At 65.2% G+C, this 13131-nt stretch carries 13 protein-coding genes and 1 pseudogene; 5 read left to right on the plus strand and 9 right to left on the minus strand.

Annotated elements, in window-relative coordinates; translation table 11 throughout:
* Positions 1-180 (minus strand): annotated as a pseudogene (locus JMJ55_RS26875) (ISAzo13 family transposase); the annotation flags it as partial.
* Positions 181-528: 348 nt separating this feature from the next.
* Complete coding sequence (locus tag JMJ55_RS26880) at positions 529-1536, minus strand: tripartite tricarboxylate transporter substrate binding protein BugE (protein ID WP_202828696.1); 1008 nt, start codon at positions 1534-1536, stop codon at positions 529-531.
* A 326-nt stretch (positions 1537-1862) separates the two neighbouring features.
* On the opposite strand from JMJ55_RS26880, the gene JMJ55_RS26885 reads away from it, so the two are divergent.
* The 3 genes from JMJ55_RS26885 to JMJ55_RS26895 all read left to right on the plus strand — a co-directional run bounded on the left by JMJ55_RS26885 (position 1863) and on the right by JMJ55_RS26895 (position 6529).
* On the plus strand, positions 1863-3428 hold the full coding sequence (locus tag JMJ55_RS26885) for an ABC transporter substrate-binding protein (protein WP_202828697.1): 1566 nt from the start codon (positions 1863-1865) through the stop codon (positions 3426-3428).
* A gap of 396 nt (positions 3429-3824) precedes the next feature.
* Positions 3825-4295 (plus strand): (2Fe-2S)-binding protein, encoded by a 471-nt coding sequence (locus tag JMJ55_RS26890; protein ID WP_202828698.1) that lies wholly within the window; start codon positions 3825-3827, stop codon positions 4293-4295.
* Positions 4296-4309: 14 nt separating this feature from the next.
* Positions 4310-6529, plus strand: a complete 2220-nt coding sequence (locus tag JMJ55_RS26895) for a xanthine dehydrogenase family protein molybdopterin-binding subunit (protein WP_202828699.1) — start codon at positions 4310-4312, stop codon at positions 6527-6529.
* Positions 6530-6576: 47 nt separating this feature from the next.
* Here the strand turns inward: JMJ55_RS26895 and JMJ55_RS26900 are convergent, their stop codons facing one another.
* The 7 genes from JMJ55_RS26900 to JMJ55_RS26930 form a co-directional block, all read right to left on the minus strand.
* The gene (locus tag JMJ55_RS26900) at positions 6577-7251 is read right to left on the minus strand and encodes a hypothetical protein (RefSeq protein ID WP_202828700.1); all 675 of its coding nucleotides are present in this window, start codon (positions 7249-7251) and stop codon (positions 6577-6579) included.
* Between the two features lie 1205 nt (positions 7252-8456).
* Positions 8457-9542, minus strand: coding sequence for a hypothetical protein (locus JMJ55_RS26905; RefSeq protein ID WP_202828701.1), 1086 nt, complete (start codon positions 9540-9542; stop codon positions 8457-8459).
* Positions 9543-9863: 321 nt separating this feature from the next.
* The gene (locus tag JMJ55_RS31765) at positions 9864-10334 is read right to left on the minus strand and encodes a DNA/RNA non-specific endonuclease (protein ID WP_202828702.1); all 471 of its coding nucleotides are present in this window, start codon (positions 10332-10334) and stop codon (positions 9864-9866) included.
* Positions 10328-10600: a DNA/RNA non-specific endonuclease gene (locus JMJ55_RS32190; RefSeq protein ID WP_407927568.1), complete on the minus strand. Its 273-nt coding sequence runs from the start codon at positions 10598-10600 to the stop codon at positions 10328-10330. Before JMJ55_RS32190 ends, JMJ55_RS31765 begins: the two co-directional genes overlap by 7 nt.
* Positions 10500-10826 (minus strand): DNA/RNA non-specific endonuclease, encoded by a 327-nt coding sequence (locus JMJ55_RS31770; protein ID WP_202828704.1) that lies wholly within the window; start codon positions 10824-10826, stop codon positions 10500-10502. The genes JMJ55_RS32190 and JMJ55_RS31770 overlap by 101 nt, the downstream gene beginning before the upstream one ends.
* Before the next feature lie 49 nt (positions 10827-10875).
* On the minus strand, positions 10876-11175 hold the full coding sequence (locus JMJ55_RS26925) for an addiction module antidote protein (RefSeq protein ID WP_202828705.1): 300 nt from the start codon (positions 11173-11175) through the stop codon (positions 10876-10878).
* 2 nt (positions 11176-11177) lie between these two features.
* Complete coding sequence (locus tag JMJ55_RS26930) at positions 11178-11474, minus strand: type II toxin-antitoxin system RelE/ParE family toxin (protein ID WP_202828706.1); 297 nt, start codon at positions 11472-11474, stop codon at positions 11178-11180.
* A gap of 416 nt (positions 11475-11890) precedes the next feature.
* On the opposite strand from JMJ55_RS26930, the gene JMJ55_RS26935 reads away from it, so the two are divergent.
* Positions 11891-12574 carry a ParA family protein gene (locus JMJ55_RS26935; RefSeq protein WP_202828707.1) on the plus strand — a complete coding sequence of 228 codons (684 nt, stop codon included), beginning with the start codon at positions 11891-11893 and terminating at the stop codon, positions 12572-12574.
* Positions 12558-13124: a DUF3102 domain-containing protein gene (locus tag JMJ55_RS31775; RefSeq protein ID WP_202828708.1), complete on the plus strand. Its 567-nt coding sequence runs from the start codon at positions 12558-12560 to the stop codon at positions 13122-13124. The genes JMJ55_RS26935 and JMJ55_RS31775 overlap by 17 nt, the downstream gene beginning before the upstream one ends.
* Positions 13125-13131 lie beyond the last annotated feature (7 nt).

Genomic DNA, 13131 nt, shown 5'->3' on the forward strand with positions numbered 1-13131 from the left:
CTGCAGTTCCACGATCGCCCGCCGGACGGTGCTGCGCGCCAGCCCGGTCGCCGCCGACGCTGCTGTCACCCCGCCATAACCCAGCGCCAGGGCCTCGTTGGCCGCGAACAAGCGCCGCCCACGTTCATCCAGGAACTTGCAGGCCTGCTGGTACCGCGCGCGGATGTCGTCGATATCGATCACCCCAGCGGATTACGCCATCAAAGCCAGCCACCGGCAGCCCCTTTGACCACCTGGCCGCCAGACCGCCATCACATCCGATTCAGTTATTCTGCGTCAGAACCTAAGGTGGTGGGACACGCGCCAGCGTAACGCGACCGGCGCCGGAGAGCTGTTGGGGGATAACTCGCATTCCCCCGTCCCCAGCCCACCGGGAGTGCCCCGCGTTCGAGTCGGACCTTTATGGTGGTCAGGCCTGTGCCCTGAGACACGTCCGACGTTGTTACGACTTTGATGCCCGTTGTGCGCTCGAACTCGGGCAACACCCCCTGGCACGCGGGAGTGAAGCCGTTAGAACCTTTGCGGTCCTTACTCCGGCTGCAATTTCCGCTCCTGCACCACCTTCTTGTAGACCTCGTACTCGGTCTTGATCTCGGCCGCGAACTCCTCCGGCGTGTTGCCCACGATGAAGGAACCGGTCTCCTCGATGCGCGCGCGCACGTTTGGCTCGGCGAGCGTCTTCAGCACGGCGTCGCGCACCCGGTCGACGATCGGGCGCGGCAGCCCCTTCGGTCCTACGATGCCGTAGAAGGCGGTGCGGTTCACGGGCTCCAGACCGACCTCCTTGAAGGTGGGCACATCCGGCAGCGAAGCGGATCGCTGGGGCGAGGCTTGCACGATGGGTACGAGCCGTCCCGATTGGAGGAAGGGTAGCGCCGAGGGCAGGTTGTCGATGATGATGGGCACCTGCCCGCCCACCGCGTCGTTGAGCGCCGGGCCCGAGCCGCGGTACGGGATGTGGGCCATGTCCGTGTCCGTGAGGCTCTTGTAGAGCTCCATCTGGAGATGGAGGATGCTGCCCGTGCCCGAGGTGGCGTAAGAGTACTTGCCCGGGTTCTTCTTCACCTCTTCGGCCCAAGCCTGGAAGGTCTTGGCCGGGAACGAGGGATGCACCGCCACCACATTCGGGGTTGCCGCGATGTTGGTGATCGGCGTGAAGGCGGTGAGCGGGTCGTAAGGCGTCGAGGGCTGGATCGCCGGCACGGTGGCCACCGTGGAGACCGTGGCGATGCCAAGCGAGTAGCCGTCGGGCCTGGCCCGCGCCGTCTCGGCGGCGCCGATCGCACCGCCGCCGCCGCCCTTGTTCTCCACCACTAGCGGTTGGTTGTTGAAGTGCGGAGCCACGCCGCCCGCAACCACGCGGGCGACGATGTCGGTGGTGCCCCCGGGCGCGAACGGCACCAGCAGCTTTACCGGCTTGTCCGGGTAGCCTGCCTGCGCGAGGGCGCGGGAGGCGGCGAGCAGTGGTGCAGAGGCCAGCCCGCCGAGGAGAAGTGCCCTGCGGTTCAGCCCGCTGGTCGTGGCGTCGTTGCTCACATCGTCCTCCTTGAAGATCGTCGGCCCGGGGCCTAGCAGCCGTTCCCTCGTAGCGCCCCTCACGGCGCGACGGTTGCGTCGGGCTGGTTCGAGCGCTGAAGCGCCCCGGCGACCATGCCCGAGGGCCTCATCTCGTCGATGAAGGACCGCAGGTAGACGTGCGCCCCCTCGCGTCCGCGCGGCGTCGCCATAGGGGTCGTGGTGCAGACCGCGCGATGGGCTCAGCTCGCCGGTGATCCCGCTTCTGCAGTTGACACTGCCGGCACCGGCGTCTGACCCTGCTCACCGAAGCCGGAATACCGGCCGATCTGGCACTGGGAGGCAACATGCGTCACCTGCTGCTCGCCGCGGCCGCCTGTCTTGCCTTGGCGGCGCCTGCCACGGCGCAACGCACGCTGACCATCGGGGCGCAAACCCCGCCCAGCGCGCTCGACCCGCACTATCATAACACTCAGCAGAATACCCAGATCGCTAGGCTGATCTTTGAGCCACTGTTCGAGCTGGACAACAAGGTCCAGTTCCAGCCGCGGCTGGCGCGCAGTATGCGCATGGTCGATGAGCTGACCTGGGAGGTGAAGCTCAACACCGAAGCCCGCTTCCATGACGGCACGCCCTTCGAGCCTGAAGACGTTGCCTACACCTTCGCTCGCGTCCCCACTGTGCCGAACAGCCCGGCGCTGTTCACCCCGGCAGTGCGCAGCATTACCAGCATCGAGGTGGTAGACCGCGAAACCATCCGGCTGCACACCCGCGAGCCCAATCCACTGATGCGTTTCGACATGGCCTCCCCAGTCATCCTGTCGCATCGTATCCATGGCGCGTCGGCGACGACCGCCGACTTCAACAGTGGCAAGTTGATGGTCGGCACCGGCCCCTACCGCTTCGTGAGCTGGCGGCACGCCGAGCGGATTGAGTTGACGCGGAACGAGCATTGGTATGGCCCGACCGAGCCCTGGGACCGGGTAGTCTACCGTTACATCCCGAACCCCGGCGCCCGCACGGCGGCGTTGCTGGCCGGCGAGGTGGACCTGATCGACTACGTGCCTGTCCAGGACATCCCCAGGCTGCAGCAGGAGCGGCGCTTTGCCCTGTTCCAGGTGGACAGCCTGACCTTCGTCTATCTCTTTCCAGATTCGATGCGCGACACCACGCCCTTCGTCACCGACATGCAAGGCAAGCCGCTGGCGCGCAACCCGCTTGCCGATCCGCGGGTGCGCTGGGCTTTGGCGCTCGCCATTCCGCGCCAAGCGATCGCGGAGCGGCTCTATCTCGGCATGGCCTCAGCCGCCGACCAATTCGCCTCCCCCATCGCCGAGCACCGGTTGGAGGGGCTGGAACCGCTGCCACATGATCCGGCTCGCGCCCGTGCCCTGCTGGCCGAGGCCGGTTATCCGAACGGCTTCCGCCTAACCATCCATGGCCCGAATGGGCACTTCGTCAATGACGACAACCTGTTGCAGGCTCTGGCCCAGGCCTTTACCCGTATCGGGGTGGAAACGCGCGTTGAAGCGCTGCCGCCACCGACGCTGTTCACCCGCGCCACCAACCGCGAGTTCAGCCTGTTCATGACCTATTTCACCAGCGCCCTGACATTGAACCCGCTGCGCCAGGTGGTGATGACACGCGACCCCGATCTCGGCCACGGTCCCTTCAACCGGCAGCGCTACTCCAATCCCCAGATGGACCGGCCACTGGCCCTGGCGCTGACGACCATGGACGAGGCCCGGCGCAAGCAGCTGACCCAGCAGGCGGCAAGGGTGCTCTACGACGATATGGGTGTTATCCCCATCATCAACCTGCGCAACAGCTGGGCAGGCCGGCGCGACCGCGTGGTCTACGACCCCAGCCCGACCAACTTCACCCAACCGACCCTGGCGAAGCCAGTCCCTTGACGCCTCGGCCTTGCAGGCTAAAGCGGCCGGCGATCCTTCGGAATTACGTCAGCGGGCAGGTGGGCGAGAGCCGTGCAAACCCGTTCCGGCCCCGCGTAGTAAGCGAGTGCGGTTTCGGTGCGTGCCATCAGCAGCCGCACTGTGTGGCAGCCTATTTTGAGGCCGGTCCCAAAAGGTTTGGGACGGGGCCGCGCCTTCAGCTCTTCCAACGACGGGCGGAGTTGCCGGCGCACCGCCCAAACGCAGGCGGCTCCTGCCCTAGCAGTGTCGCCGGCAGTCATCGTCGGGAACCCTGAAGGCTGCTGGCGAGACTAGAACCGCACCGGGTGGCGGCCGTTGAGGAGTTTGTGCCCTGGGTCCGCGCCCCGGCACCAATAGTCATGCGGGAGGAAGTCGATGGTCAGTTCCGTACCTCTCCACGTCAATGGGCAGCCGAGGACGGTCGAGGTGGACGATCCCGACATGCCGCTGCTCTACGCCTTGCGGGATGGGCTCGGCCTGCACGGCCCACGCTTCGGTTGCGGACTGGGCCAGTGCGGTGCCTGCACGGTGCATGTGGACGGTGAGGCTGTGCGCTCCTGCATCACACCGCTGTCCTCGCTGACGGCCGACCGCAAGGTGGTCACACTCGAGGGGCTGGGTTCGCCCGAGCAGCCGCATCCGGTCCAGCGTGCCTTCATCGAGGAGCAGGCCGCGCAGTGCGGCTATTGCATCAACGGCATGATCATGCAGGCTGCCGCCCTCCTGAACGGTAACAACAGGCCGAGCGATGCGGAGGTCCGGGAGGCGCTGGCCGGCAATCTGTGCCGCTGCGGCACGCATGTCCGGATCCTCCGAGCCGTGCAGCGCGCGGCCGGCACTCGGTAGTGGAGAGATCGACAATGTCCGCAGCCACGACCCGCCGCGCCCTCCTCCAGAGCGGCTCACTCGTCATCGGCTTTGCCCTAGGTCACCGCATCTCTCCAGCCAAGGCCCAGGGCGGGAGCTCGGCCTCTGCTCCAGGTAAGACAGTGGCCCTCGATGAGGTTGACGGTTTCCTCGCCATCGGCGCCGACGGCAAGGTTACGGTATTCTCGGGCAAGGTGGATCTCGGGACCGGCGTCCGCACGGCGCTGACCCAGATGGCGGCCGAAGAGCTCGACGTGCCGCTCGCTCAGGTCACGGTCATCCAGGGTGATACGGCACTGACGCCAGACCAGGGGCCGACCTATGGCAGCCTCTCGGTCCAGAACGGCGGGGTGCAGATCCGCCAGGCGGCAGCAACCGCACGCAAGCACCTGCTGGATCTTGCTTCGCGTCGGCTGAACCTGCCGGCAGACGACCTCGCGGTGCAAGACGGCGTGGTGCGCCCGAAGGCAGGCGGCCAGGGCATCGGCTACGGCGACCTCCTCGGCGGCCGCGGGTTCACGCTGAAGGTCGACAAGGAGGTCACGACCAAGAACCCGGCCGAATTCCGTATCGTCGGCCAGTCGGTGCCGCGGCTCGATATCCCGGCCAAGTGCACTGGCCGCTTCACCTACATGCAGGACTTCAGCGTGGATGGGATGCTGCACGCTCGGGTCGTGCGCCCACCAGCGATCGGCGCGACGCTGCGCAGCATGGACGAGGCGTCGGTGCGCGACATCCCGGGGGCGGTGAAGGTGGTTCGCGAGGGCAACTTCCTCGCCGTAGTAGCGCGAAATGAATGGGCGGCGATCAAGGCATCGCAGACCCTCAAGGCCGATTGGTCCGACTGGCGTGGCCTGCCCGAACAGGTACGGCTGTGGGAGCATGTGCGCGGCACCCGCGTCACCAAGGACGACGTCACCAGCAGTGTCGGCAACCCTGCGGACGCGATGCTTGGTGGAGCGAAACGCCTCAGCGCGACCTATGACTTCCCGATCCACACCCACGGGTCTATCGGCCCGTCTTGTGCTGTGGCGCAGTTGCGGGACGGTCAGCTGACGGTCTGGACGGCTTCGCAGATGACCCACGCGCTGCGCAAGCAAATCGCTGCCATGATGCGGATGCCCGAGGGGGAGGTGCGCTGCATCTACCTTGAGGGTTCCGGCTGCTACGGCCGTAATGGGCACGAGGATGCGGCGGGTGATGCGGCACTACTGACGCGCGCCATGGGCGGCCAGCCGGTGCGGGTGCAGTGGTCGCGCCAGGACGAGCATGGTTGGGATCCGAAGGGACCGCCTACCCTGATCGATCTCCGCGCCGCCCTCGACGACAAGGGCAATATTGCCGCCTGGGAGTCGGAGTTCTTCATTCCCGAAGGCGCGGCCGGGAACGTGCCGCTGGTGCCTGCAGAACTGGCCGGCTTGCCGCATGAGTCCTCGATGGCACCGGGCAACATCATCCAAAACTCCGCGCTGCCTTATACCGTCCCCGCAGTGCGCACCACCTGCCACCGGCTGGCGGAGACGCCGTTCAAGCCATCCTGGATCCGCACGCCTGGGCGGATGCAGAACACCTATGCCAATGAGGCCTTCATGGACGAGTTGGCCGCGGCGGCAGGCGTCGATCCCCTCGAGTTCCGCCTGCGGCACCTGCGCGACCCACGCGGTGAGGAGTTACTACGGCGCCTGGCTACCCTGGCGAAGTGGGAGAGCCGCCCCTCGCCGCAACGGAACGGCGGTGGCGACGTCATGCGCGGCCGCGGCATGACCTATGTGAAGTATGAGCTGAACCGCACCTATATCGGCACGGTCGCCGAGGTCGAGGTGAACCGCAGCACCGGCGAGATCCGTGTGCCGCGCTTCGTCGTGGTTCATGACTGCGGCCAGGTGATCAACCCGGACGGCCTTCGCAACCAGATCGAGGGCAATGTGGTGCAGACGGTCAGCCGCACGCTGAAGGAGGAGCTGACCTTCGACCGCTCCATGGTCACGAGCCTCGACTGGAACAGCTACCCGATCCTGACCTTCCCGGAGGTGCCGGAGGTGGTAATCGAATTGTTGGACCGGCCGCAGGAGCGTCCCTGGGGTGCAGGTGAGCCTTCGGCCGCGGCGATCCCCTCGGCAATTTCCAACGCGGTGTTCGATGCCACCGGCGTTCGGCTGCGCTCGGTGCCGTATACGCCGGCGCGGGTGAAAGCGGCGCTGCAGGCAAGCTGAGACACGGCTGACAGCCTTTGCCGGGGCTGTTGCTCCCGATAAGCGGGCTACCGGACGATCAGGGGACCCTGCGGGGTGCCCTGGCTGCTGCCGGGTGCAACCATGGGGCTGTCGGGATCGCGCAGGTCGCCTTGAGGCGAGCCAAGGCGCAACTCCCGTGCATCCGCCGGGATGGAGCCGGCGCCGATCTCATGCATGCCGGCGGCCATGGCCTCGCGGGCCTGCTCAACCGTCTTACCGCCGCGGATGATGTCATGTGCGAGATTCAGCACCAGAATGTTGGTCGCCTCGCGGTCACACCAAGCCGTCAAGTCACCTCGGGTGCGGTCCGGTAGAATGCTGCCATTGAACCGGGCCAGTGGCTCGAAGAAGTTGAGCGGGACGCGATACTCGACAACCTGTTCCAGCACATCCATGTGCCGCGTGGGAAAGTCGTGTTCGACCGGTGTCTTATGCACCAGAGTCCGCTTCCAGGGGCCATTACCTCGCCAGATAAGCATGGTAGCAGTTGTTTCCTGTGGCGCTCCATAGCGCCGCAACATCTCCTCGGCCACAGCCTTGGCGGCAGGATGCCAGTCCTGGGTGATGTCGCTTGCGGGCCCCGTCGCATCGGACCTGACCTGGGCGACGCCCCGGCCCACCATGCATACCAGCGCAGCCGTAGGTCCCCCAGCGACGAGCAAGCGCCGGGTGAGACCCCGCACAAGAGATGCCTCGCCCATTCCTAGCCTCCCTGCCGAATAATTAGCCGGGGCAGAACGGATGCGCACCGGGGCAGTTGCCGGTATGCGCTGATGAGCAATGCAACGCGGCGAGTGCGCAATCGCTGCCAGCATTGCTACGGCGGTCTCCCGTCCTCGTGGGCGAGGCCGCAGGAGGGCCAAAACTGCCCATGGGTGGGGGCTTACGGCTGCGCCGATATGCAAGTCCGGCAGATCGGGCGATCACTGGTGCAGGTCCGCTGCTGCCTCGGTAGCCCTGAAAGCCATCATTCCGCTGCAGCCAAGTAGCCGCAGCGGATGCAGTTGGCTGCGGTCATCATCCTCGGTGAAGGGATCCGCAAAACGCCGCACCACCTTCGACCCGCCTGACGTTGGGCTGTGCGGCTCGGGAAGTTCCGTGACAGGCGTGACGCTTGGTAACGCGGCCGACCTCCCTTGCTCCGAGGCTGGCTGCTGCGCTGATGGCTCCCACATCGGCATGACATGCGCGATTGGGGGCGTCGGCTCCTGCGTCATGGAAGGCGCTACTTGCTGCCGAGCAGCCGTAGCTGCTTTTGCGCGAAATACATCGGGCCAAGCCTCTGCAGGAGCCTCCCACTACGCCGGGTGGGGAAGGTCCCCCATCGGCCTCGATGGGCCACATGCAATCTGCACGACCTCGACGACCCGACCGGCCATCGTTACCGAGCCATTCAGCTGAGGCGCGGTGACGATGTGCCGCTTCTCACCGGTAGACATGCTCCGCCTGGAATGGCAGGAGAAAACCTGATCTTCTTCTGACATAAGCATCCGTTATCGAGAGCTACCGTCTCTGCAAAACAGCCGGGGTATGATGCGGGGTCTGCCAAGGTCACGGCCGAGGACTTTTACAAGACATTCCACGAAGCAGCGCCACAGGCTAATGCGGGTTCCAGTTCCTCAATGCAGCTGATGCTAAGCTCGCCGCATAATACTGGACCGACTACATTTTGCGGTCATCGTCCTCGTAGTTGACACCGACACCTTGGTAACCCCACGACCCGCCGCTTAATTCTCAAGTGCTAGTCTGCAACGAGTGACGGTGCTGGTTTGGTGGCGTGATCCTGGCGCTTGAGGCCGGTTTGCGCGCCGTTTCGTGCCTAGCGGCCGCCATGTGGAAGACCAATCATCGCGGGTTGGTGGGGGCGTTGCCTTCAATCAGGCGATAACTGCCCGGTCAAGCGAGATCAGGGAGGCGGCAAGGCGGCGGCTACCGCCGCCGCCGCTTCCCGCGTCGCCCGGCGGAGCCCCTCAGCCGACCAGTGGATGCCGTCCGTACCGGTTTCCACTTCTGCCATCTCGCCGCCCGGCAGCAGGCCATAGCGGCGCGCCGCCTCGGCCTGGGCCGCCCGGATCAGCCCGGCATGGGTGGTGGTGGCAGAGTTCAGCGGGCGAAGCTGCGCCAAACGGAGGTCGAAAAGCCAACCCTCGCCCGCGGCGAGCCCGGCCCACGTGGCTAATCGCCCAGAGCCGAGCAGACCATAGGCATCCTGCAGTGGCGAGAGCGGTGCCTGCAGCGCCGGCATGACGGGATTGCCGCCGGCTTCTCGCAACAGTCTGACCAGTTCGCCGATTCCCGCGATATAAGCTTCCGGCAGGGTACCCCGCTGCGCATCCGTGGTGCCATGCGCTAGCACCAGCAGGGCGGAAACCGGCGCCGCTGCCCGTGCCACCCTGGCAAGGTGTCCATCCGCCGGCCGGGCAAGGTCGACCAGATCAGCGATGCCGGTATTGCCCCGGGCGGCATTGACTAGTGCGAAGGGAATGCCAGGCCGCAGCCGTGCCAACTCGGCCAGTAGGATGCGGGCACCGAGCGCCGCGCCGGATGTGATCCAGCGCGTGCCCTCCGGCGGACAGCCGGGGCGGCCGAAGCAGCCCTCCAGCACCGCCGAGACAGGTGGCGCTGGCGGATCTCCCGGTCCGGCCGGATGTGCGCCAACCCGTGGGTCGGTGGCGTCGAACAGGCCGGCCGCCTGGGACTGGCCGGTGACGAGCACGATATACCCGGCAGCAAAGCGGCCGCCGAAGGGCACTCCATCGCGGAAGAGCCGATACCAGCCGCCTGCAGGCAGGCGCAGTGCGCCGTCCGGATCGGCCGGCGCGACGGGACGCACCACACGGCCGGCCTCATCGTGGACTTCCCAAGCCTTGCCTGCCGGCACCGGAATCCGGGCCATGCCACTTTCCAGCGCATAGATCCGGTTCGGCATTGGCTGCGCCGGAGCCAAGCAAGGCAGGAACAGCGCCAGGAGCACCAGCACCCATCGGGTCATGCACACCCTAAACATCCTTGCGTCACTCTCATTGGCGGCGGTGCCAGGCAGGGACCCTATCCAAAGGGATTCTTGACGGTGTCGGTGCCGGTCGTCTTGGTTGCCTCGAGCAGTGCACCGCTCTGTCGCTCCAACTCCATCACCACCGATGCGAGAAGGTCCCGCAGCCTCCTGGCGCGCTGCAGGCCGATCTTGTCGCGCGTCAGGTCCAGGCTGCCGGCCAGCGAGACACGGTCGAGGCGGTTCTCGGTCGGGAGACTGCCGACTTGGAGTGCGGCGGCCTCATCGGCTTAAGGCTTGAAGCTCATGGTCGTCCTCCCGTCAGCGTCGTCCCAGGACGCGATTGAGCAGATAGCAGGCGATGGCCGCAGCCAGCGTCGCGATGATCAGGACGGTGTTGCCGCTCCCGCCCGAGCCAGAGCTGCTGGTTACGAGTGGCGCCCTTGGGGTCGGGATTGGACTCCCGGGTGAGGTCGGCCGGTGGTTTGCGGCAACCGCCGTCCCTGCTTCGCCGCAGCTTCCGCGGACATTGTGCGGCCTTGGCTCGAGCAGTCGCATGGCGCGCCGCTGCACCTCGGCAGCAAGGATCGGGAAGGCGTTGAAGTCGGCAAGGTCCCGCAGCTCTGCCAGGGAGACGGTGCGCCATGCCATCCCCGGGGCATTCGAGGCGACGTAGGCGGCCGCTTCCCGCCGGGATGGCAGGCAGACAGCCTTGTAGAGGCTGGTCGGCACCAGCACGCGGTGGTTCAGCCGCTGGAGCTCCTCGCCTTGGAAGATCGGTCCCGTCAGCACCCAGACTCACCCTCTTGGAGGGCGAGTTCGCGCACGGCGCTTTCGGTGCCCTCCCAAAGGCAGCGGTTCGAGCCAGGGTTCTGCGGGACCAGGTTCGCCAGCGAGAAGCTCTCCGCCTGACCCTCGAGTGGGGCCATGTCGCCTGACGGGGCCATGTGCCCGCGGTCAAAGCCCGAGCGGGGCGTAATCGCCGAGGCGTGCCCGCTCGCCAGGCGGAAGGCGCTCCTCTTCATGGAACGTGTTCTCCCGCTGCAGGCCTCGGGCATCTTGGATCCGCTCGCGGGTGAGATGTTCAGCCGCGGCCAGCGGCGTGCGGGAGATCCCGCTGTAGGAAACGCTGCATTCCTGGAAACACAGCTCCCTCGTCTCGGCTGCTAGTTGCGGCCGCATGATGTCCGGTGCAGCACCCCCGGGGTGGTGCTCAGGACAGGCCGAGGCGGCGCCGTACGCAGCCCCGGGGACGGTGCCGGCCATCCGGGCGGCGGTCAGCACCCAATACCTGGCTCGGCTCATCGGTTGACCTGCGGGGCTCTCCTCTTACTCAGGTTGCATCGGGGCGCGCCGGCTCGACAGTGAGCCGGAGCCCCATGGTGCTCAGCACCTTTGCCACTGTGGCGAGCGACGGGTTGCCCCCTTCGGTGAGCGCCCGATAGAGCGCTGGGCGGGCGAGCCCGGCCTCGTTGGCAATACGGCTCATGCCGAGGGCGCGGGCCACAGTGCCGACGCCCTCGGCGATGTCGGCCGGGTCACCGCTGGCGAAAGACTGACGCAGATACTCCAGACGGCTCTCCTCGTCGTCGAGGTAGTCTGCGGGGTCGAAGGGCTTGGTCTCGATAGCCATGGCTAGCCTCCCAGCTTCTGCGCGATCTCCTTAGCCCGGATGATGTCCCGGCCTTGTGAGCTCTTATCGCCACCGCAAAGCAGCACGACCACTGTGCTGCCCTGACGGACAAAGTAGACGCGGTACCCTGGCCCGTGATGAATGCGCAGCTCCGACACGCCCTTACCCACTGGCTCCACATCGCCAAAGAGGCCACGGGCCAGCCGCGAGATCCGCTTGGCGACAATCGCTCGGTCAGTACCGGACCGAAGATCCCGCAGCCACGCATCGAAGACGGCGGTGGTGCGAACCTCGATCATCTTCGGACTGTATCCTGCGGGAGACATTCCTGCAAGCCTTTGTCTCTTATCAGGACATTCGGCTCGGATGGGCCAACACAAAATCCGGTCGATAATTACTCCCCAAACAACCCGACATCGTGTCTAACTCCGCCAAATCTTGGTTTTAGATCGAAACCATGGTGCTGGCAGAGCACGATCGGAAGCTGGCGTTCATCCATCTGCTGCAGCGTCACCTGCGCAGCCCTCAGCCCGAGTATCTTTCAGAGTCGGTTTAGGACGATCGTCAAAGGCCGAAGTCTGCTATGCCACTCAGCATTCCGTTCACTAGTAGCTCGGGAAAAGTTTAACCGGTCAGTCTTCTGCTGCCTCTTCTCCGTTGCGGTATTCGGTCTCTGGCAGCTAAGAGTCTTATCTGGCTGTCGTTGGGGGACGAAATGAAACGACTGCTGTTTTCGGCTGGCAAGGGAGGTGTGGGAAAAACCACCCTTTGCCGCAATCTGGCTGCTGTTGCTGCCCATGGCGGATTACGGGTGGTAACGGCTGATTTGGACCCACAAGCAACACTGACGATCTGGAGCCGTCGCAGGCCAAAGACCGTACCAGCTATCCCGCACTTCAAAGTGGCATGGTCTGAGGCAGACGCCCTCCTGGACGATGGCGAGCTGGACGGCTTCGACGCGCTCTTCATCGACACACCACCATCGATTGAAACGCAACCGGCGTCATTTCAAGCTTTGTTAGGTCGTGCCGATCTGGTTGTAGTGCCGACCCGTGCTACTTTTGATGATGCCGAATCGGTAGCACCGTTTCTTAAGCACTTGCGTGAGGAGGAACGCCCTGCCGTTGCGGTCCTCAACTTCGTCAAGCCGCGGGTGAACATTAATGCAGTAAAATCCTTCCTGCTCGACGCGGGCGAACTCTGCCCAGTAGAGGTCGCCGACCGTACTGATTACGCCCGTGCAGGAGCCAAGGGCCTCGGCCTCATTGATGTTCCCGGTCACGCCGGGTCAGAGGAGATGCAGGCAGTCTGGAGTTACGTGCGCGGAAAGGTATGGGGCCGTGGGTCAGTTCGGCCTGAGGCGACGAGGAAGGAGAAAAAGCGTGTCCCGGCGGCTTAAGCTCGACGTCCCACCACCGCCTGTTCTTATCGAAGGCGATGCGCGGGTTCATGCGCTAAAGGCAGCTAAAGCTGAACCCCAACGTGCGGAGGACTTCGTCTCCGAGATCTCTCGCCTTTGGAGCCGGGCACAGGGTGCCTTTCTCGAGATCGGCCAGTTACTGATCAGGGCAAAGGATATGTTGCCGCATGGCGAGTACGTTGCTGCAGTCGAGGCAGAACTTCCCTTCTCGGCACGCACTGCTTACCAGTTACGCGAGGCTGCGCGCTGGGCGATGTCTGGACCAGTGCCAATGGAGCGCCTGCCCGGCTCTTACTCGACAATCTACCTGCTCTCCACTTTGGAACAGCCTTTGTTACAGGAAGCTGAGCAGGACGGGCTTATTAGGCCCGAGCTCAAACGTGCTGAGCTGATCGAGTGGCGACGCAGAAAGGGTAGGAGGGAGGACGGCATTGACGAACGCCGCGTCCGTCTCGACCTGCTCCGGAAACAGCGTATGAGGTTGGAAGAGGAGATCGCGAGGCTGGAAGCTGAGCTGGAGCATCGTTGAAAAACAG

This window comes from Belnapia mucosa, assembly GCF_016775475.1.
GTDB classification, from domain to species: domain Bacteria; phylum Pseudomonadota; class Alphaproteobacteria; order Acetobacterales; family Acetobacteraceae; genus Belnapia; species Belnapia mucosa.